Source organism: Microvirga sp. 2MCAF35, assembly GCF_052115545.1.
Taxonomy (GTDB): Bacteria; Pseudomonadota; Alphaproteobacteria; order Rhizobiales; family Beijerinckiaceae; genus Microvirga.
This window is the reverse complement of the sequence record NZ_JBFRGW010000009.1, coordinates 11,616-31,170: the sequence shown is the minus strand read 5'-3', so window position 1 is coordinate 31,170 and position 19,555 is coordinate 11,616. Positions and strand designations below refer to the sequence as shown.

Below are 19,555 nucleotides of genomic sequence, written 5' to 3'. Positions count from 1 at the left end.
GGAAGTAAACGGCGGGCCGCGAAAGCGGCCCGTCACGCCGTGCCGGTCGCGAGTTCTCTCGACCGCTTCAAAGCGTAGAAGCGAATCTTGACGATTCGCGATGCTTCCTTAGGAGGCGCCTGGGGCACCGGCATGGGATGCAGGACGCTCTTCAGGAAAGCCGCTCCCTTCGGATCGATCTCCAGAGCTTTCGCATCGAGCACCGGCATGGGGACTGTCCCTTCTTGGTTTCGTGGCTGACCGGAAACGCAACGCCTACAAAGAAGAACAAGCCCACAACGGCAAAGTTCCCTCAGATCAGCGGGAGAACCGGAGCTCGCTGACCTGTCGGGAAACCTGCCCGGGCGGCAGGATAGACGATGGAAAGTGGGCTTTATTGGGGCTGTCGGGAAAACGTTGAGGCTCCAGACAAAGCCCGCCGTGACGGCCATACCGGGCTCCGTCCAGGCCTTGCACCGGTATGTCGATCAGGTGACCGTCATAGAACTGGACGCCTGGCTCCGTGGTCCAGAGTTCCATGGAAAGACCGTTGCGGCCCGAGGCCAGCGTTACCGCATGGCGCAGGTCTCCATAGGGTCCGCGCAAGACATAGTTGATGTCGTAGAGGGTGTGCTGCGGCCCATGGATCGGCCGCGCCGACGTGAAGTCGTAATCGGTGCCCGCGACTGCCGTGATCTCGCCCGTCGGAATGAGATCGGGCCGGGTCGGCGTGATGTAATCGCCCGCAATCGTCAGCTCGTGCGAGGAAATGTCGGGGCCGCCGTCGAGGTTGAAATAGCCGTGGGTGGTGAGATTGACCGGCGTCGGCTTGTCGCTCGTCGCCTCGAGCTCGATCCGCAGGCGCGACGACGGCAGGAGCGTGTAGGTGCAGGTCGCCAGAAGGCGGCCCGGATAGCCCATGTCGCCGTCGTCCGACACAAGGCTCAACGTCACGCTGGAGGGCGTGTGGTCGACGATGCTCCAGACCCGTGAGCCGAAGCCCTTGGCTCCGCCGTGAAGCTGGTTCTCGCCCTCATTGGCATCGAGCCGGTAGGTCTGTCCATTCAGGGTGAATTGTGCCTTCCCGATGCGGTTGCCGTAACGTCCGACGATGGCGCCGAAGTAGGGGGAATGGGTGACGTAATCCTCGATGGAGTTCAGGCCGAGCACCACCCGCTGTGAACCGCCCGCCACCGGGACCATCAGGTCCCGCACCACGGCGCCCCAGGTGAGAACCTTCGCCTCCACGCCGTCCGGGCCTTTCAGCGAAACCTGAAGCACGTCCTGCCCGTCGAGGGAGCCGAAACGCTCGATGGTCATGTTTCCTTACCCCTCGAAAATATGGGCCTGCAGGCCACGGATGCCGCCGGTCTCGACCTTGAAGAGATGGCCCGCCATCGGGTCGATATGGGGATCGTGGCCGATGGCGGCCGTGGTGATGTAGAGCGTGGTGAGATCGGGTCCGCCGAAGGCGCATTTCGTCACCTGGGCCGTGGGAACGGGCACGATGCGCTCCACGGAACCGTCCGGCGCGAATCGCGTGATGCGCGAGGCGCCCCAGTGGCAGACCCAGACATGGCCCTCCGCATCGACCGCCATGCCGTCCGGATGGGCCCATCCCTCTTCGAACCGGACGAAGGGGCGCGGCTCGCCGATCCGGCTTCCTTGAGCGTCGAGGACATAAACCGTGCCGTCGATCGTATCGGTCGCGTAGAGCCGCTGCCCGTCCGGGCTGAAAGCCGGGCCGTTGGTGACGATGATGCCGGAATGGAATTGGGTCAGCTCCTTGCCGTCCCAGCGCCAGAAGGCCCCGGAGCCCTCCTTTTCCTCGTCGTCCATGGTGCCGAAATAAATGGCCCCATCCGGTCCCACATGGCCGTCATTGATCCGGTTGTTCGGCTTGTCGCTGTCGGGCGCCACGATGGGCTGCGCCTCGCCGGTCTTGAGATTGAAGCGGGCGAGACCCGACTTGAAGCCCGCGATGACCACATCCTGGTCGGGCGTCAGGGCGATGAAGCCGATCCGCTCGGGCGCATCGACCCGGAAATGCTCCTTGGTATCCGGATGATACCGCCAGATTCCAGGGTTCTTGATGTCGACCCAGAACAGGGTGTTGGACCGGTGGTCCCAGACAGGGCCCTCGCCCAGGATGCAGGCGCTCGCCACCGCCACATGGGGTGTTTCCGGATGCACGGCTGGATGGGTCATGTGTCTCCCCTTGTGAGATGATTTGAGTGCCTCCCCGCTCCTGCCGGTAACTCCGGCCGGGCGCGATGGGTCCCGTCACGCCGCCGCGCTCCCGGCGATTCGGTCTGCCAGGGCAACGAGGCGCAGGTCCGACCCGGCGGGTCCCATGATCGACAGCCCCAGCGGCGCCCCTGACCGGGAGGCGAGCGGGATCGAGACCTGCGGCAGGCCCGACAGCACCGACAGGCAGAGCAGGTTGAGGGCGTTGTTGCGGTAATCGTTCAGGGATTCGTCGCTATCCGAGAGGAGCGGCGCGATGTCCGGCATGGTCGGCAGGATCAGGACCGCATCATCGGCCAGAAGTGCGCTGAACCGCTTGCGGAAAGCCGCGCGGATCACCTGGGCCTCCGTCACCTGGGCGTCGGTCACCGCCTTCGAGAACTCGAACCGGTCGGCCACGCCAGGACCGAGGGGCGGGTGGTAACGCTCGATCATCGGGCCATCGATAGTCCAGGCCTCCCGGCTCTGGATGTAGCGCATGGCCCAATAAAGCGCCGTGAAGCCTTCCGGTGCAACATTGATCGGCTCGGGCCGCCCCAGGGCGGCTTCCGCCCGGCTCAGGGCCGGCGCGAGCGCATCCCGCACCTCTCTCTTGAGCAGGGCAAATGCATCCTGCGCCAGCAATACCCTGGGGCTCTGCGGCAGGGGAGCGCTGTCCGGGCCGAGCAGAACCTCGCCCACGCGCACGAAGGTGGCGCCATCACGGGTGAAATACCCGCAGGTGTCGAAGGAAGGCGCCAGATCGTGGCAGCCTTCGAGGCTCACCCGGCCATGGGTGGGCCGGATGCCGAAGAGCCCGCAATGATTGGCCGGCGCCCGGACGGACCCGCCCGTATCGGTGCCGAGAGCGAAATCGCACAATCCGTTGGAAACGGCCGCCGCCGAGCCCGAGGACGAGCCCCCCGGAATTCGATCGGGCGCACCGCCGTTCACCGGCGTGCCGAAATGGGCGTTCTTGCCGCTCATGGAGAAGGCCAGTTCGTCCGTGATCGTCTTGCCGACGAGCCGCGCGCCCGCATCGAGAAGCTTCTGGACCGTCGGGGCGGTCCGGGTCTTGATCCCGGACATGGCGAGCATGTGGGGCGATCCCGCACTGGTCGGATAGCCCGCCACGTCGAACAGGTCCTTGGCCGCGAAGGTCAGGCCCGAGAGCGGGCCGCTCGGAGCATGGGGGACTGGAACGGCCGGGTAAGGCATGAAAGCATGGGCGGGGTCGCGGTCGAGGAACATGGGGCCCGTCTGGCTCTGAGGAACGAAGGCGGCGAATGTGTCATTGCCTCGATGCTTCAAGCAAGCCGGGAATTCGCGAAGCGCGGCAGTTTGGGCTTTCTTCGAACCTGGAATGGCCCTAAATCCAGGCAGGCTCTCGATGGCAAGGAACGCGCAATGGCGAAGATTTCAACGATCCGCTGGCTGGCTCTGGGAGCGGCGCTCGCGCTCGGAGCGCCGTCGGTTCACGCGCAACAGGCCCCGATCAAGATCGGCGAGCTGAATTCCTACGCCCGCCAAGCGGCTTTCACCGTGCCTTACCGGAATGGCTGGCAGTTGGCCCTCGACGAGATCAACGCCAAGGGCGGGGTGCTCGGCCGCAAGATCGAGATCGTCTCCCGCGAGGACGGCGCCACCACGGGCGACGCCACCCGGGTGGCCGACGAGCTCGTGAGCCGTGAAGACGTCTCGCTGCTCTTCGGCTCGTTCCTGTCGAATGTAGGCGTCGCCATGGCGGATTTCGCCAACCAGAAGAAGATCGTCTACATCGCCGCCGAGCCCCTGACCGATGCCATCACCATGGCGCAGGGCAACCGCTACACCTTCCGCATCCGGCCCAACAACACCATGCAGGTGGGCATGCTGGTCGATCAGGCCAAGGCGTCGGGCGCGAAGCGCTGGGCCATCGTGGCGCCCAATTACGAATACGGCCAGTCGGCCGCGCAGGCGTTCAAGCGCCTGATCCAGGAGCGCGTGCCCGGCGCCGAGATCGTTGCCGAGCAATATCCTGCCCTCGGCAAGATCGAGGCCGGCGCCACCGTGTCGGCTCTCGAACAGACCAAGCCCGACGGCATCTTCAACGTGCTCTTCGGCCCCGACCTCACGCAGTTCGTGCGCGAGGGCAACACGCGCGGCCTCTTCGAGGGCGCGACGGTGCTCTCCCTCCTCACCGGCGAGCCCGAATGGCTCCTGCCGCTCAAGGACGAGGTGCCGGAGGGCTGGACCGTGACGGGCTATCCCTGGGACCAGATCACCGATCCCAAGCATAAGGCCTTCGTCGATGCGTACCGCGCGAAATACAACGACACGCCGCGTCTCGGCTCGCTCCTCGGCTATATGGTTGTGTACATGATCCGCGACACCCTCGAGCGCGCGGGCTCCACGGACACGGAAGCCGTCATCAAAGCGCTCGAGGATGAGAAGTTCGACACCGTCATCGGCCCCGTCACCATGCGCGGCATCGACAACCAGTCCACCATGGGCGCCTGGGTCGGCAAGCTCGCGCTCAAGGGCGCCTCGGGCGGCATGACGGACTGGACCTACAAGGACGGAACGTCGTTCATGCCGACCGAGGCCGAGGTGAAGGCGGTGCGGAAGGATTAGTCTTTGGGTGCGCGACGCGCACGTACCCTCCCCTTGAGGGGGAGGGTCGGCGCTTCAGCGCCGGGGTGGGGTGGTACCGCGACAGAAAACAACCATGGCCGATATCAGCCGCTTCAGACGTGAAAGAGCAAGGAAGCTTCGCTCGAATGCAACCGAGCCGGAGCAGCATCTCTGGCGCGCCCTGAAGACTATCCCCGTCTACGGCAGTCACTTCCGGCGGCAAGTGCCCATCGGTCCCTATATTGCTGATTTCGCCTGCCTGAAGGCGCGTCTCGTCATCGAACTCGACGGTGGTCATCATTCGCAGGACGATATCGCCGCAAAAGATGAGGCCAGAACGCAATGGCTTGAGAAAGAAGGCTATCGCGTCGTTCGTTTTTGGAATGCCGAGCTGTTCGAGAATTTGAACGGCATTCTCGACACCATATACGCGGCCTTGTATTGCTCGCCTCAAGCGGAAGCCGTCGCGCTTCCCACCCCACCCCGGCCTGTCGGCCGACCCTCCCCCACGCATGTCGGGTGTTCCCGATATGCGCAACGGGAAGCGGATATCGGAAGCATCCGATATTCGTGCGGAGGGTGAATAGTGGATCCCTCCTTCCTGGCCGTTCAGGCTCTCAGCGGCCTCTCCAGCGCATCGTCGCTTTTCATCACGGCCTGCGGCCTGACCATCGTGTTCGGGGTCACGCGGATCGTGAACTTCGCGCATGGATCGCTCTACATGATCGGCGCCTATACGGCCGCGACCCTGGTGCCGCGCCTGCTCGAACTCTCCTTCGGACCCGTCGCCTTCTGGGCCGGCATTCTGGCCTCGGCCCTGATCGTCGGCCTCATCGGCGTCATCATCGAGGTTCTGCTCCTGCGGCGCATCTACGGCGCGCCGGAACTGTTTCAGCTGCTCGCCACCTTCGGGGTCGTGCTGGTGGTGCAGGATCTCGTGGTGCAGGTGTTCGGGCCCGAGGACATTCTCGGGCCGCGGGCCCCGGGATTGCGTGCCCCCGTCGACATTTTCGGACGGCGCTTTCCGTCCTATGAACTCGTGCTGATCGCCGCCGGGCCCGTGGTGCTGGGGCTCGTGTGGCTTCTCCTGCGCAAGACGCGCTTCGGCGTGCTGGTGCGCGCGGCCACACAGGACCGGGACATGGTGGCGTCGCTCGGCGTCAATCAGGCGATGCTGTTCACCGGCACGCTCTTTCTCGGCGCGTTCCTCGCCGGCCTCGGCGGCGCGCTTCAGATCCCGCGTGTCTCGGCGAATACCGGCATGGACCTCTCCATCATCGCGGAGGCCTTCGTGGTCACGGTGGTCGGCGGCATGGGCAGCGTGCCCGGCGCGTTCCTCGCGGCCCTCGTCATCGGGCAATTGCAGGCCTTCGGCATCCTGATCTTTCCGAAGAGCACCCTCGTGGTGGTGTTTCTGCTCATGGCCGTGGTGCTGGCCATCAGGCCCTACGGCTTCTTCGGGCGCGCCGAAATCATCGGCGGAACCCACGCGGTGGGAATCGCCAGCAGCAAGCCCCTGCCGGGCCGTTCGTTCATCCTGCTCGCCGTCATCGCCCTTCTCGCCTGTTTCCCGCTCGTGGCCGATGCCTATCTGCTCAAGGTCGCAACCGAGATCCTCATCTTCGCGCTGTTCGCCTTCAGCCTGCAGCTTCTCATGGGGGTCGGTGGGCTCGTGAGCTTCGGCCATGCGGCCTTCTTCGGCCTCGGCGCCTATGGCTCGGCCCTGGCGGTCAAATGGTTTGGAACCTCCATGGAGGCGGCCCTTCCTCTCGGGCTTGCGCTCGCGGCCTTAAGCGCGGCGCTGATCGGCGCCTTCGTGGTGCGCCTGTCGGGCATCTATCTCGCCATGATGACGCTCGCGGCGGCTCAGATCCTTTATGCGGTCGCCTTCCAGTGGGTCGACGTGACCGGCGGCGACAACGGCATCGTCGGCGTGTGGCCCTCGACCTGGGCCTCCGGTCCTGTCGCCTATTATCTTCTGACCGCCGCGCTCACGCTTGTGGCGGTGCTGCTGCTGAAACGCATCATCGACGCCCCCTTCGGCTATGCCCTGCGCGCAGCCCGCGATTCGGAAGCCCGCGCCGAAGCCATCGGCCTGAAGGTCCGTCAGCACCGCTGGCTCGCCTTCATCCTGTCCGGCGCGGCGGCGGGGCTTGCGGGCGGGCTCTATGCCTTCTCCCGCGGCTCGGTGGATCCGAGCCTGCTCGGGATCTCGACCTCCGTCGACGCGCTCACCATGCTGCTCCTCGGCGGCATCCAGACCGTGACGGGGCCGCTCGTCGGCGCCGGGGTCCTGCACTTCCTGCGCGACCTCATCATGCCGCTCACGTCGCACTGGCGCCTGGTGCTGGGATTGAGCATCATCGCCATGGTGCTGATCTTCCCGCGCGGCCTTGCCGGCACGATCCAACATTGGCACGAGGAGCGGGCATGACGCTTCTTGCCGTGAAAGACCTGCAGAAATCCTTCGGCGGCGTCGTGGCGGCTCGCGGCGTGACGTTCAACGTCGAGCGCGGCGAGATGCTCGCCATCATCGGCCCCAACGGCGCGGGCAAGTCCACCGTGTTCAACATGGTCGGCGGACAGTTGAGGCCCGATCACGGCCAGGTTCTGCTCGACGGGCAGGACATCACCCATGCAGCGCCGCAGAAGCGCTTTCGTGGCGGCGTGGGACGCACCTTCCAGGTGGCCCAGACGTTCCTGTCCATGAATGCCGCCGAGAACGTGCAGATGGCGCTGATCAGCTGCCATCGGCGAAGCCACGGCCTCTGGGTTCCGGCCCGGGAACGGTATCGCGAGAAAGCGGTCGAGCTGCTCTCGCAGGTGGGCATGGCGGAGGCGGCGGACATTCCCTGCTCGGCGCTCGCCTATGGCGACGTGAAGCGCGTGGAACTCGCCATCGCGCTCGCCGGAGAGCCCAAGCTCCTCCTCATGGACGAGCCCACGGCCGGAATGGCGCCCCGCGAGCGGGCGGAGCTGATGGATCTCACGGCCTCGATCGCGGCCTCGCGGGGGATCGGGGTTCTTTTCACCGAGCACGACATGGACGTGGTCTTCGGCCATGCGGACCGGGTTCTCGTGCTCCTGCGCGGCCAGATCATCGCCGCCGGGACGCCCGACGAGATCCGCCGGGACGAGCAGGTGAGACGGGCCTATCTCGGGGACGAGCATGCCCTGGAGCAGCCGAAAGGACTGAGCCCCGCATGAGACGAGAAGCGCTGCTCGACATCCGGAACCTCGATGCCTTCTACGGCCGGGCCCAGGTGCTGTTCGGCCTGTCGCTCCATCTCTACCCGGGCGAGGTGGTGGCGCTGGTCGGCCGCAACGGTGCCGGCAAGACCACGACCCTGAAGGCCATCATGGGGTTGATTTCGGCCACGGCCACTCATGCGACCTTCAAGGGGCACTCCCTCGGCCGGCTCCCCACCTACAGGATCGCCCGCCTGGGGCTCGGCTACGTGCCGGAGGACCGGCGCATCTTCACCGATCTCACCGTCGAGGAGAACCTGGAGACGGGACGGCGCCCGGCCGGGGACGGGCGGCAGGCCTGGACGCCGGAGCGGCTGTTCAGGCTCTTTCCCAACCTGGCCGAGATGCGCGGGCGGCGCGGCAATCAGATGTCGGGGGGCGAACAGCAGATGCTCTCCATCGCCCGGACCCTCATGGGCAACCCGGACGCGATCCTGCTCGACGAGCCGTCCGAGGGCATCGCCCCGGTCATCGTCCAGACGATGGCCGAGGCAATCCGGGCCATGAAGGCCGAGGGGGTGGCCGTGCTCCTTTCCGAGCAGAACTGGGCCTTCGCGGCCGGCATCAGCGACCGGGCCTGCGTCATCGAGCGGGGTGAGATCCGCTTCCAGGGCACCATGGCCGAGCTGATGGCCGACGAGGCCCTGCGGGCGGAAACCCTCGGAGTTTGATGCGCTAAACCGTTGACGGACCGGGCCGAAAGGACGATATCAGCCCGGTCCGGCGCAACCCCTCCGCGCCTCATCCCAGAATGCACGACATAAGGATTTCCCGCTTCATGGGCGTCATCCATGTGACCGACCGGGCCGGCCAGCGCCACACCCTCGAGGCCATCGAGGGCTGGCGGGTGATGGAGATCATCCGCGACTGGGGCCTGCCCATCGAGGGCCTGTGCGGCGGCGCCTGCGAATGCGCGACCTGCCACGTCTTCGTCGCCGAGGAATGGCTGGACAAGCTGTATCCTCCCACGGGGGAAGAGGAGGACCAGCTGGACACCGTGATGACGCAGACCAATTCCCGCCTGTCCTGCCAGATTCTCTGGAGCCCCGAACTCGACGGCCTGGAGGTCACCCTGGCACCGACCGGGGCCTGACCGTTACCCTGCCATAGCGATTTAGACTTGGAGACCATGGGTCTCTCGAAGGAGCCTGTTCATGACCGACCATATCGAAACGGACGTCGTCATCATCGGTGCCGGGCCCGTGGGCCTGTTCGCCGTGTTCGAACTGGGCCTCCTCGACATCAAATGCCACCTCATCGACATCCTGCCGAAGGTGGGCGGCCAGTGCGCCGAGCTCTACCCGGAAAAGCCGATCTACGACATTCCGGGCTTTCCGATGGTGACCGGCCAGGGCCTCGTCGACAACCTGATGGCGCAGATCGATCCCTTCCATCCGACCTTCCACCTCAACGAGATGGTGGAGAGCCTGGAATCCATCGGCACGCCGGAAGCGCCCCTGTTCCGGGTCAAGACCTCCGAGAACGACACCACCTTCACCTGCAAGGCGGTAATCATCGCGGCCGGCGGCGGCTCCTTCCAGCCCAAGAAGCCGCCGATCGACAATATCGAGGCCTATGAGGGCACGGGCGTGTTCTACGCCGTGCGCAAGATGGAGATGTTCCGGGGCAAGAAGGTGCTCATCGTCGGCGGCGGCGATTCCGCCCTCGACTGGACGGTGAACCTGCAGCCCATCGCCAAGCGCCTGACCCTGCTCCACCGCCGCGACGCCTTCCGGGCCGCGCCTCATACGGTGGAGAAGATGCGCTCGCTCGTCGCCTCCGGCGACATGGACCTGCATCTCGGGCAGGTCAGCACGCTCAAGGGCGAGAACCACGTGCTCCACGGTGCCGTGATCCGCAAGGACGACGGCTCGGAGTTCACGGTCGATTGCGACGTGATGCTGCCCTTCTTCGGCCTGACCATGAAGCTCGGCCCCATCGCCGATTGGGGCCTGAACCTGCACGAGAACGTCATCCCGGTCGATACGGAGAAGTTCGAGACCAACGTTCCCGGCATCTTCGCCATCGGCGACATCAACACCTATCCGGGCAAGCTCAAGCTCATCCTCTCCGGCTTCCACGAGGGTGCGCTCGCGGCCCAGAAAGTGCATCGCTACGTGTATCCCGAGAAGAGGCTCCTGTTCCAATACACGACCTCGTCCACGAGCCTGCAGAAGAAGCTCGGCGTGGCGGCTTGAGGCGTCTCTCACAAGCACCATCCTCATCCTGAGGAGGTCGCGGAAGCGACCGTCTCGAAGGATCCTCCAGCGCTCTCTGGATCCTCCTTCGAGACGCCACTTCGTGGCTCCTCAGGATGAGGTTCTTGATGTGTAATCAGGTCTTGCGAAGCAGACCCGTTCCTGAAACTCTCGGGCGCATGACGAACGCGACAGATCTCACCCTCGGCCGCCGCGTGATGGCGATGATCGAGGAACTCGCCCAGTACACGGACGAGCCCGGCCGCCTCACGCGCCTCTACCTCTCCGACGCCCATCGCAGAGCAGCCGACGCCACCTTACGTCTGATGCAGCAGGCCGGCCTGAACGCCCACATCGACACGCTCGGCTCCGTCGTCGGGCGCATCGCGGGTACCGATCCCGAAGCGCCCGCGCTTCTCATCGGCTCGCATATCGATTCCGTCGTCGATGCGGGCCGCTATGACGGCAATCTCGGCGTGGTGCTCGGCATCGTCGTGGTTGAGGCATTGAAGCAGCAGGGCATCGAGCCGGCCTGCCCCATCGAAATCGTGGCGTTCGGCGACGAGGAGAATGTGCGCTTCCCGACCAATCTCTCCACGTCACAGGCCCTGGCCGGCCGTTTCGATCCGACGTGGCTCGACGGCAGGGACCAAGACGGAATCACCTTGCGCGATGCACTGATCCGCTTCGGCGGCGATCCGGATGCCGCCGCCGCTCTGGCCCGAGACCCGGCGCGTTATCGCGGTTATCTCGAAGTGCATATCGAGCAGGGGCCGCAGCTCGAGGCGAAGAACCTGCCCGTCGGCATCGTGTCCGCGATCAACGGCATCACCCGGGCCCGCGCGCATGTGATCGGCGAAGCGGGCCATGCGGGCACCGTGCCGATGACCATGCGCCACGACGCGCTCGCGGCGGTAGCCGAGATGATCGGCATCGTGGAGCGCGCAGGCTCCACGCGCACCGACACGGTGGCGACGGTGGGCGTCGCGCAGGTGCAGCCCGGCGCTATCAACGTCATTCCCGCGCGGGTCGATTTCACCCTCGACGCGCGCTCGCCGGACGATGCGGTGCGTCTGGCCATGGTCGAGGACATCGTGACCGAATGCCGGGCCGCCGCCCAGAGGCGCGGTGTGGACTTCACCATCGAGCCGTTCATGGAATCCCCCGCCACGCCCATGGACAAGGCTTTGATCGCACGGCTCGAAGAGGCCGTGGGCAGCCTCGGCATCGCGCCGCTGCATCTGTCCTCCGGCGCGGGCCACGATGCGGTCGCGATGGCCAATCTCTGCCCTTCCGCCATGCTCTTCGTGCGCTGCAAGGGCGGCATCAGCCACAACCCGGCGGAATCGATCACGGTCGAGGATGCGGATGTGGCGGCACGCGTTCTGATCGATGCCGTCAAGCGCATCTCCGTGTGAGCTTCGTGCGATGACCCAGGTGCCCAGGATCGCGTTCGTCGACGATGTTTCCGCGCTTCAGCCGATCCTTCGAAAGGGCGTGCGAGAGTTCAACAAGACTCTCTTCGCCGGCCATCCGCCGGGCCGCGATCTCGCCATCGCCATTCGCGATCCCGACAGCGGCGAGCCTGTCGGAGGGCTCTGCGGCCGCATGAACGGCGGCTGGCTTGCCATCGAACTCCTCTTCGTGCCCGAGGCCTTTCGCGGCATGGGACTTGCCACACGGCTCATCGCCATGGCCGAGGAAGAAGCTCGCGGCAAGGGTTGCCATTCGGCCTGGATCGACACGCTCAATCCGAAGGCGCGCACGCTCTACGGGCGCCTGGGATACGAGGTCTTCGGCGAGCTGAAGGATTATCCGGTCGGCGGCAGCCGCTTCTTCCTGCAGAAGAAGCTCGGGCCCGTCGCCTGAACGGCCCTGAAGCATCTTTTCACGCAAAACCGGTTCCCACTTTTGCGTTCGATGCTTTAACCCCGCCATTCATCCGCGAGCACGGCCCAGCGCTCGTGGTCGCGCCATTCGCCGCCGATCTTGAGATAGCGCGGCGAGTAGCCCTCCTGCCGAAAGCCCAATCGCTGGGCGAGGGCACGGGACGGCCCGTTGCCCGGCTGGATATTGGCCTCGATGCGGTGCAGCCCGAGTTCACGGAAGGCGTGCGCGACCACGAGGCTCACCGCTTCGCTCATCAGGCCGCGCCCATTCATGCCGGCCATGCCGTAATAGCCCATATAGGCGCTCTGGAAGAAGCCGCGCACGATCTCGCTCAGGTTGACGATGCCGACGATCCTGCCGCTCTCTCGCTCGCGGGCGATGAAGCCGATAGAGCGATCGCCGTCGCACCGGGCGAGATAGCCCTGGAAGCTCGCATGGTCGCGGCAGGGCGAGACCCAGGGCTCGTGCAGATCGAGGCTCGCGAGATTGGCGGCAATCAGCTCGGCGGCATCAGAGGCATGTACGAGACGAATGACAACGCGTGGCAACATGAAGTTCATCCCATCTTCAGGAACCATGGCATAGACCTGTCGTTGTCGTCAGCCCCTCCTCAAAACAAAAGGAATGGACCATGCGAGCCATCATTCTCCCCGCTTTCGCTCTCGCCCTCGGCGCAGGTTTCTTTGCTGCACCGCAAGAAGCCCAGGCCCGATTCGGCGCCGAGCAGCTGCAGGCGCCGACGCTCGTCGACAATGTGGCTTGCGTCACGCGGCGCGTGCGCACCGTCCGTCCCAACGGCCGCGTCGTCTATCGCACCGTGCGGGATTGCGGCGTGCGGCCAGGATGGACTGGCCCGAATCGCTGCCGCTGGGTGCAGGAGCGCGTCTACCGCCCGAACGGCAGCGTGGTGGTGCGCAACGTCCGCCGCTGCCGCTGATCAAGACCGGCACGAAAAACGAGGGCCCGGGATCGCCGGGCCCTTTTTCATTCCAGCTCGCCGATGGCGCTCTCGACGGCTTCGACCACGGCGCCCGAGCGCACGAGGTCGAGCGCTTGGCGCATCTCGGTGGCGTACCAGCGGTCGCCGTCGAGCGCCGGCGGGATGACGGCGCGAATCGCGTCCATCGCGGCGCGGGAGCCCTTGCCCAACGGATGATCCTTGGCGAGCGGCTCCACGAGGGTGAGCGCCTGCGCGGCCATCAGCAATTCGCCGGCTACGATCTGCTCCACGTTCTCGACCACGATGCGCGCCTTGCGCCCGCACCAGGTGGAGTTGGAGACGTGGTCCTCGGCATTGGATTTTCCGGGGATGGAATCGACCGAACCCGGTGTCGCCAGGCCACGGTTTTCCATGACCAGCGCCGACATGGAGCACTGCACCGTGGCGAAGCCCGTGTTGAGGCCGCGCTTGCCGGCCAGCAGGTTGCGCGGCAGGCCGTAGGACATGGTGGGATCGATGAGGCGCGCGAGGCGCCGTTCGGAAATCGCCCCGAGATCCGCCATGGCGATGGCGAGAAAATCCATGGCCTGGGCCATGTACTGCCCGTGGAAATGGCCGCCGGAAATCGACACGTATCCACCCTGCCCGTCATCGAAGATCAGCGGATTGTCGGTGGCGGAATTCATCTCCGTGCCGATGATGCGCTCCACGTACTCGACCGCCTCGACGGCCGGTCCGTGGACCTGAGGCGTGCAGCGCAGGGAATAGACGTCCTGGACGCGGGGAGCCGCGGGCGTTCCAGGCTGGCGCGGCTCGTCGGGGAAGACAACGTCGCGCGCATCCTGCGAGCAGCGCTTCGTGCCCTCGAGAATGCGCAGCAGGTTGCGCGCCGTGCGCGCCTGACCCGGATGCGGACGCGCCTTGTGCACGCGCGGGTCGAAGGCCGCGAGCTCGCCGCGCATGGCTTCCAGCGACAGGCACATGGCGATGTCGGCCTGCTTGAGCAGGCGGCGCGCATCGTGCGTCGCGAGCGCGCCGAGGGCGAGCGACGTGGTCGAGCCGTTGATGAGCGCGGAGGCATCCTTCGCACCGAGCTCGAAATCGGGATCGAAGCCCGCCGCCTTGATGGCTTCGCGCGCCGGCATCCGGCGGCCGCGATAGACCATTTCGGCCTCTTCGAAACCACAGACGGCCCCGGCCATGTGCGCGAGCGGCGCAAGGTCGCCCGAGGCCCCGACGGAGCCCTTCTGCGGAATGACCGGATGCAGGCCCGCATTGAGGAAGGCGATGAGGCGCTCCACCAGTTCGACGCGCGGTCCCGAATAGTTCGACGCGAAGGCATTGGCGCGCAGAAGCATCATGGCGCGCGTCACGTCCTCGGAGAATGGTTCGCCGATTCCGGTCGCGTGGGCGTAAACGGTCTTCCGCTGGTAGGCCGCCATGTCGCTGATAAGGACGCGCTGGTCCTTGAACAGGCCGACGCCGGTATTGAAGGCGTACATGAGCGGCGCGTCGTCATGCATCCAGGTGCGGTCGATATAGTCCCGCGTGGCGGCGATGCGCTCGCGCGCTTCCGGCGCCAGGGCGGCCGTGGCGAATGCTCCTTCAGCATCGGGGCGCGCGACGCTTACCACGTCCTGAATGCCGAGAGTGGCGCCGTCGAGCTTGACCGTCATCGCTGTTCCTCACGTTGAAGACAAAGGGATACCGAGGCTTCGCACGCGGCGCAACCTCGGCCCCACCCTCGCACCACGTCATCACCGGCCTCGTGCCGGTGATGACGTGGTGAGTGTCCGGTGGCTCGTAAAGGGCTCACACCTGTTCCCTCCCCCGTTGCGGGGAGCAATCAAGGGTTGGGTGCAAGTGCTACCCTGGGCTCCGCTCTTACGAGCCGACCTCTCCAGACAAACGAAAAGGCCCCGGCAATGCCGGGGCCTTGTAACATTCTTCGAACCGGCGTTCCGCCGTCAGACGCGGCCGAGGCGCTTCGTGGTCTGGGGGTCGAAGAGATGAACGTTGGCCGGATCGACCGCGAGCGTCAGCTTGCGGGTGTCCGCCGCGATCTGGCCGGTGGAGGCCTGCACGACGAAGTCCGCGCCCGCGACCTTGCCGTGGAAGAGCTGGGTCGCGCCGAGCTCCTCGACGAAATCCACGTCCATGGACAGCGAGCTGGAGCCCACGCCGCCCGCCTGCACGTCCTCGGGACGCAGGCCCACTTCGATGGCCGAGCCGGGAGTGAGTCCGTCACGCATGTCGGAGACCGCGATCACCTGTCCGCCGACCGACACGCGGCCGGGGCCCTCGACCTTGCCGGGCAGGATGTTCATGGGCGGCGAGCCGATGAAGGTGGCGACGAACCGGGTCTCGGGACGGCGGTAGACCTCGGACGGGCTGCCGACCTGTTCGATCTGGCCGCCGGACATCACCACGAGCTTGTCGGAGAGCGTCATCGCCTCGACCTGATCGTGGGTCACGTAGATCGACGTCACGCCGAGAGCTTTCTGAAGGCGCTTGATCTCGACGCGCATCTGCACGCGCAGCTTGGCGTCGAGGTTCGAGAGCGGCTCGTCGAAGAGGAACACCTGCGGCTTGCGCACGATGGCGCGGCCCATGGCGACGCGCTGGCGCTGGCCGCCGGAAAGAGCACGCGGTTTGCGCTCGAGGAACGACTCGATGGCGAGGATGCGGGCCGCTTCCTTCACGCGCTTCTCGATCTCGTCCTTCGGCGTCTTCCGGTTCTTCAGGCCGTAGGCCATGTTGTCGTAGACACTCATATGCGGATAGAGCGCATAGTTCTGGAACACCATCGCGATGTCGCGATCGGCAGGCTCCACTTGGTTGACGACGCGGTCACCGATCTTCACCTCGCCGCCGGAGATCGTCTCGAGACCCGCGATCATGCGAAGAAGCGTGGACTTGCCGCAGCCCGATGGGCCGACGAGCACGCAGAAAGAGCCGTCCTCGATGCCGAGCGACACGCCTTTCACGGCCTCCACATTACCCGCATAGATCTTGCGAACGGTGTCGAGTGTTACCCCTGCCATTGTTCTGTTCCTTTAACCGCTGCCCGCGCCGCATGGGGCACCGGGCGAAAATTCCGTTGATGTGAGAAGGAGCCCTCCCGCCATGGAGTCGCGAGGGCCGTGCGTTACTTCTCTGTTTCGACGAGCCCTTTCACGAAGAGCCGCTGCATGAAGATGACGACCAGGACCGGCGGGATCATCGCGAGCACGGCCGTCGTCATGGCGATGTTCCACTCGGTCAGCGCATCCGTGGTCGTGATCATCTTCTTGATGCCGATCACGATGGTCTGCATCGAGCTTTTCGTGGTGATCAGCAGCGGCCAGAGATACTGGTTCCAGCCATAGATGAACTGGATCACGAAGAGCGCCGCGATCGTCGTCATCGAAAGCGGGAGCAGCGTGTCCTTGAAGAAGCGGAACGCGCCTGCTCCGTCGATCTTCGAGGCCTCCAGAAGCTCTTCCGGGATGGTCATGAAGAACTGCCGGAACAGGAGCGTGCCGGTCGCCGATGCGATGAGAGGCAGGACGAGGCCGGAATACGTGTCGAGGAGACCCAGATCCGCGACGATCTTGTAGGTCGGATAGATACGCACTTCGACCGGAAGCATCAGGGTGATGAAGATGATCCAGAACGCCGTCCTGCGGAAGGGGAACTTGAAATAGACCACCGCGTAGGCCGACAGGATCGAGATCAGGATTTTACCGAACGCGATGCCTAGCGCCATGATCATGGAATTGAGCATCATGCCCATCACGGGCTCGCGGGCGGTCTTGCCGCCGTAGAACAGCGCGCGGGAATAGTTTTCCAGTGCCTGATTGCCCGGCACCAGCGGCATGTTGCCGTTGATGATGGTGGCGGTATCGAAAGTCGACGCCATGATGGCGAGATAGACCGGGAAGGCCACCAGGATGACGCCGATGATCAGCGTCAGGTAGGCCATGAAGTCTCTAAAGGGACGATTCTCGACCATCAGTACTGCACCTTGCGTTCGACATAGCGGAACTGGATGGCGGTCAGCGCGATCACGATGACCATGAGGACCACCGATTGCGCGGCCGACAGGCCGAGATCGCCGCCGGAGCGGCCGTCCGCATAGACCTTGTAGACGAGGGTCGTGGTCGTTCCGGCAGGACCGCCGCCCGTCACGGCATCGATGATGCCGAAGGTCTCGAAGAACACGTAGACGATAGTCACGACGAGAAGGAAGAAGGTGGTCGGCGACAGAAGCGGGAAGACGATGGTCCAGAAGCGGCGCAGGGGCCCTGCGCCGTCGATGGCGCCGGCTTCGATCACGCTCTTCGGAATCGCCTGCAGGCCCGCGAGGAAGAACAGGAAGTTGTAGCTGACGTGCTTCCACGTGGCGGAGAGCACGAGCAGGATCATGGCGTCCTTGCCGTCAAGCATGGGATTCCAGTTGAACCCCAGGATGTTGAGCGGGCGGCCGAGCGTGCCGAGCGTCGGATGGAACATGAACATCCACAAGACGCCCGCGATGGCCGGAGCCACCGCATAGGGCCAGATCAGCAGGGTCTTGAAGCCGTGGCCGCCGCGCAGGCTCTTGTCGGCCTGGCTAGCGAACAGAAGGGCGACGGCGAGCGAGAAGAAGGCCACCAGCGTCGAGAAGATCACCGTCGTGACCATCGCCCGGTAATATTCGGGCTGCTCGAAGACCGCGCTGTAGTTCTCCAGGCCCACGAATTCGGAAGAAAGGCCGAAGGCGTCCTCGCGCAGGAAGGACTGCCAGATCGCCTGCGAGGCCGGCAGGTAGAAGAAAATGACGGTGATCGCCATCTGCGGAAGGATCAGCAGCAGAGGCAGCGTCCACCCTGAAAAATGAGCTCGTTTTTCCATCGCGCTTACGGTTGTCCGGTGACGGTGCAGATGACGGCATCCACCGGTCTGCGAGGTTGTGCTATAAGATCATCCCGGACGGCTTTCGGCCGCCCGGGATGAAAAACTGTCGAGTCGGTCGGGTTTAGCGAACGGTACGCTCGAACTGACGCAGGATCTGGTTGCTGCGGGTCACCGCGGCGTCCAGGGCATCCTTGGCGGGCTTCTGGCCGGCGAGGGCCGCCTCGATCTCCTCGGAGACCACGTCGCGGATCTGGACCATGTTGCCGAAGCGCAGACCGCGGGAATTCTCGGTCGGCTCCTTGTTGGTCAGCTCCTTCAGGGGCGTCTCGAGGACCGGGTTCTTCTCATAGAAGCCGGAAGCCTTGGTCTTCTCGTAAGCGGCCTTCGTGATCGGGAGATAGCCCGATTCCTGGTGCAGCTTGGCCTGGCGGTCGGTGTCCGACAGGAAGGCGAAGAACTTGGCCACGCCCTTGTACTCGTTGGCCGACTTGCCGCCCATGACCCACAGGGAAGCGCCGCCGATGATCGAGTTCTGCGGAGCGCCCTGGATGTCCGGGTAATACGGCATCGGCACCGAGGTGAAGTCAAACTTCGCGTTGGCCTTCACGTTGCCGTAGAAACCCGACGAGGTCAGGAAGATCGCGCATTCGCCCGAGGTGAAGCGGCCTTCGCTCTTCGAGTCGCGGCCCGAATAGTCGTAGGTCTTGTCCTTCTGCAGGTCGACGAGGTTCTGCAGGTGGCGAATGTGAGCCGGGGAGTTGAACTTCATCTCCGTGTCGAAGCCGTCGAGGCCGTTGGCCTTGGTCGCCATGGGGATGTTGTGCCAGGCGGAGAACTGCTCGATGTTGGCCCACGGAGCCCAGGCGTTCGAGAAGCCGCAGGTGTCGTGGCCGGCAGCCTTGAGCTTCTTGCCGGCTTCGAAAACCTCAGGCCAGGTCTTCGGGATCTCGTTCACGCCGGCCTTCTTCAGCTCGTCCTTGTTGATCCACATGACCATGGAGGAGGAGTTGAACGGGAAGGAGAGCATTTCGCCCTTGGCCGTGGAATAGTAGCCGGTGATCGCCGGCAGGTAGGCCTTCGGGTCGAACTTTTCGCCGGCCTCGGCCATCATCTGGTAGACAGGCTTCACGGCACCGCGGGCGCCCATCATGGTCGCCGTGCCGACTTCGAATACCTGCAGGATGTGGGGAGCATTGCCGGCGCGGAAGGCCGCGATGCCGGCGTTCAGCGCATCGGCATACTGGCCCTTGTAGCTGACGACGACCTTGTAGTCTTTCTGCGAATTGTTGAACTCGTCCGCCAGCCGGTTCACGACATCGTTGTTGGCGCCCGTCATGGCGTGCCACCACTGGATCTCGGTCTGGGCGAAGGCGGAGGTGCTCGTCGCCAGGCCGATGGCCAGGGCGCCGAGGAGTGACTTCTTCATCATAGTAATCTCTCCCATGTCATCCCGTCGGGATGTTCTTGTCGTTCATCACCCCTGCGTTAAGGCCGGATGACGTTTCTATGACGAAAACATGACAATCATAGCCGGCTTCAAAATGGAAGCCCTTTCCGCCAAAAGACTTAACGGCCAACAGGG

At 64.9% G+C, this 19,555-nt stretch carries 20 protein-coding genes; 10 read left to right on the top strand and 10 right to left on the bottom strand.

Going from position 1 to position 19,555, the window contains the following annotated elements; translation table 11 throughout:
- Nucleotides 1–32 precede the first annotated feature (32 nt).
- From AB4097_RS06815 to AB4097_RS06800, 4 genes are all read right to left on the bottom strand, one after another.
- On the bottom strand, nucleotides 33–209 hold the full coding sequence (locus tag AB4097_RS06815; protein ID WP_442037859.1) for a hypothetical protein: 177 nt from the start codon (nucleotides 207–209) through the stop codon (nucleotides 33–35).
- Between the two features lie 88 nt (nucleotides 210–297).
- Entirely contained in the window at nucleotides 298–1,299 is a 1,002-nt protein-coding gene (locus AB4097_RS06810; protein ID WP_442037858.1) for an aldose epimerase family protein, read from the bottom strand.
- A gap of 6 nt (nucleotides 1,300–1,305) precedes the next feature.
- The gene (locus AB4097_RS06805; RefSeq protein ID WP_442037857.1) at nucleotides 1,306–2,187 is read right to left on the bottom strand and encodes an SMP-30/gluconolactonase/LRE family protein; all 882 of its coding nucleotides are present in this window, start codon (nucleotides 2,185–2,187) and stop codon (nucleotides 1,306–1,308) included.
- 75 nt (nucleotides 2,188–2,262) lie between these two features.
- On the bottom strand, nucleotides 2,263–3,456 hold the full coding sequence (locus AB4097_RS06800; RefSeq protein ID WP_442037856.1) for an amidase: 1,194 nt from the start codon (nucleotides 3,454–3,456) through the stop codon (nucleotides 2,263–2,265).
- A 156-nt stretch (nucleotides 3,457–3,612) separates the two neighbouring features.
- On the opposite strand from AB4097_RS06800, the gene AB4097_RS06795 reads away from it, so the two are divergent.
- From AB4097_RS06795 to AB4097_RS06755, 9 genes are all read left to right on the top strand, one after another.
- Entirely contained in the window at nucleotides 3,613–4,818 is a 1,206-nt protein-coding gene (locus AB4097_RS06795; protein ID WP_442037855.1) for an ABC transporter substrate-binding protein, read from the top strand.
- Nucleotides 4,819–4,912: 94 nt separating this feature from the next.
- Entirely contained in the window at nucleotides 4,913–5,401 is a 489-nt protein-coding gene (locus AB4097_RS06790; protein WP_442037854.1) for an endonuclease domain-containing protein, read from the top strand.
- A gap of 3 nt (nucleotides 5,402–5,404) precedes the next feature.
- Nucleotides 5,405–7,252, top strand: coding sequence for an ABC transporter permease (locus AB4097_RS06785; RefSeq protein ID WP_442037853.1), 1,848 nt, complete (start codon nucleotides 5,405–5,407; stop codon nucleotides 7,250–7,252).
- Nucleotides 7,249–8,025 (top strand): ABC transporter ATP-binding protein, encoded by a 777-nt coding sequence (locus tag AB4097_RS06780; protein ID WP_442037852.1) that lies wholly within the window; start codon nucleotides 7,249–7,251, stop codon nucleotides 8,023–8,025. Before AB4097_RS06785 ends, AB4097_RS06780 begins: the two co-directional genes overlap by 4 nt.
- Nucleotides 8,022–8,738: an ABC transporter ATP-binding protein gene (locus AB4097_RS06775; protein WP_442037851.1), complete on the top strand. Its 717-nt coding sequence runs from the start codon at nucleotides 8,022–8,024 to the stop codon at nucleotides 8,736–8,738. The genes AB4097_RS06780 and AB4097_RS06775 overlap by 4 nt, the downstream gene beginning before the upstream one ends.
- 107 nt (nucleotides 8,739–8,845) lie before the next feature.
- Nucleotides 8,846–9,160 (top strand): 2Fe-2S iron-sulfur cluster-binding protein, encoded by a 315-nt coding sequence (locus AB4097_RS06770; protein WP_442037850.1) that lies wholly within the window; start codon nucleotides 8,846–8,848, stop codon nucleotides 9,158–9,160.
- A 61-nt stretch (nucleotides 9,161–9,221) separates the two neighbouring features.
- Complete coding sequence (locus AB4097_RS06765) at nucleotides 9,222–10,265, top strand: NAD(P)/FAD-dependent oxidoreductase (protein ID WP_442037849.1); 1,044 nt, start codon at nucleotides 9,222–9,224, stop codon at nucleotides 10,263–10,265.
- A 179-nt stretch (nucleotides 10,266–10,444) separates the two neighbouring features.
- Entirely contained in the window at nucleotides 10,445–11,683 is a 1,239-nt protein-coding gene (locus tag AB4097_RS06760; protein ID WP_442037848.1) for an allantoate amidohydrolase, read from the top strand.
- 10 nt (nucleotides 11,684–11,693) lie between these two features.
- Nucleotides 11,694–12,134 carry a GNAT family N-acetyltransferase gene (locus AB4097_RS06755; RefSeq protein WP_442037847.1) on the top strand — a complete coding sequence of 147 codons (441 nt, stop codon included), beginning with the start codon at nucleotides 11,694–11,696 and terminating at the stop codon, nucleotides 12,132–12,134.
- Nucleotides 12,135–12,190: 56 nt separating this feature from the next.
- Here AB4097_RS06755 and AB4097_RS06750 read toward each other — a convergent pair whose 3' ends face one another.
- Nucleotides 12,191–12,706 (bottom strand): GNAT family N-acetyltransferase, encoded by a 516-nt coding sequence (locus AB4097_RS06750; RefSeq protein WP_442037846.1) that lies wholly within the window; start codon nucleotides 12,704–12,706, stop codon nucleotides 12,191–12,193.
- A gap of 80 nt (nucleotides 12,707–12,786) precedes the next feature.
- Here AB4097_RS06750 and AB4097_RS06745 point away from each other — a divergent pair, with 80 nt between their 5' ends.
- Nucleotides 12,787–13,092, top strand: a complete 306-nt coding sequence (locus tag AB4097_RS06745) for a hypothetical protein (protein WP_442037845.1) — start codon at nucleotides 12,787–12,789, stop codon at nucleotides 13,090–13,092.
- 47 nt (nucleotides 13,093–13,139) lie between these two features.
- Here AB4097_RS06745 and AB4097_RS06740 read toward each other — a convergent pair whose 3' ends face one another.
- The 5 genes from AB4097_RS06740 to ugpB all read right to left on the bottom strand — a co-directional run bounded on the left by AB4097_RS06740 (nucleotide 13,140) and on the right by ugpB (nucleotide 19,402).
- Nucleotides 13,140–14,771, bottom strand: coding sequence for an HAL/PAL/TAL family ammonia-lyase (locus AB4097_RS06740; RefSeq protein WP_442037844.1), 1,632 nt, complete (start codon nucleotides 14,769–14,771; stop codon nucleotides 13,140–13,142).
- Nucleotides 14,772–15,062: 291 nt separating this feature from the next.
- Nucleotides 15,063–16,139 (bottom strand): sn-glycerol-3-phosphate import ATP-binding protein UgpC, encoded by a 1,077-nt coding sequence (locus AB4097_RS06735; RefSeq protein WP_442037843.1) that lies wholly within the window; start codon nucleotides 16,137–16,139, stop codon nucleotides 15,063–15,065.
- Between the two features lie 104 nt (nucleotides 16,140–16,243).
- Nucleotides 16,244–17,089, bottom strand: a complete 846-nt coding sequence (gene ugpE, locus AB4097_RS06730) for a sn-glycerol-3-phosphate ABC transporter permease UgpE (protein WP_442037842.1) — start codon at nucleotides 17,087–17,089, stop codon at nucleotides 16,244–16,246.
- The gene (ugpA, locus tag AB4097_RS06725; RefSeq protein ID WP_442037841.1) at nucleotides 17,089–17,970 is read right to left on the bottom strand and encodes a sn-glycerol-3-phosphate ABC transporter permease UgpA; all 882 of its coding nucleotides are present in this window, start codon (nucleotides 17,968–17,970) and stop codon (nucleotides 17,089–17,091) included. Before ugpA ends, ugpE begins: the two co-directional genes overlap by 1 nt.
- Before the next feature lie 124 nt (nucleotides 17,971–18,094).
- Nucleotides 18,095–19,402: a sn-glycerol-3-phosphate ABC transporter substrate-binding protein UgpB gene (gene ugpB, locus AB4097_RS06720; protein WP_442037840.1), complete on the bottom strand. Its 1,308-nt coding sequence runs from the start codon at nucleotides 19,400–19,402 to the stop codon at nucleotides 18,095–18,097.
- Nucleotides 19,403–19,555 lie beyond the last annotated feature (153 nt).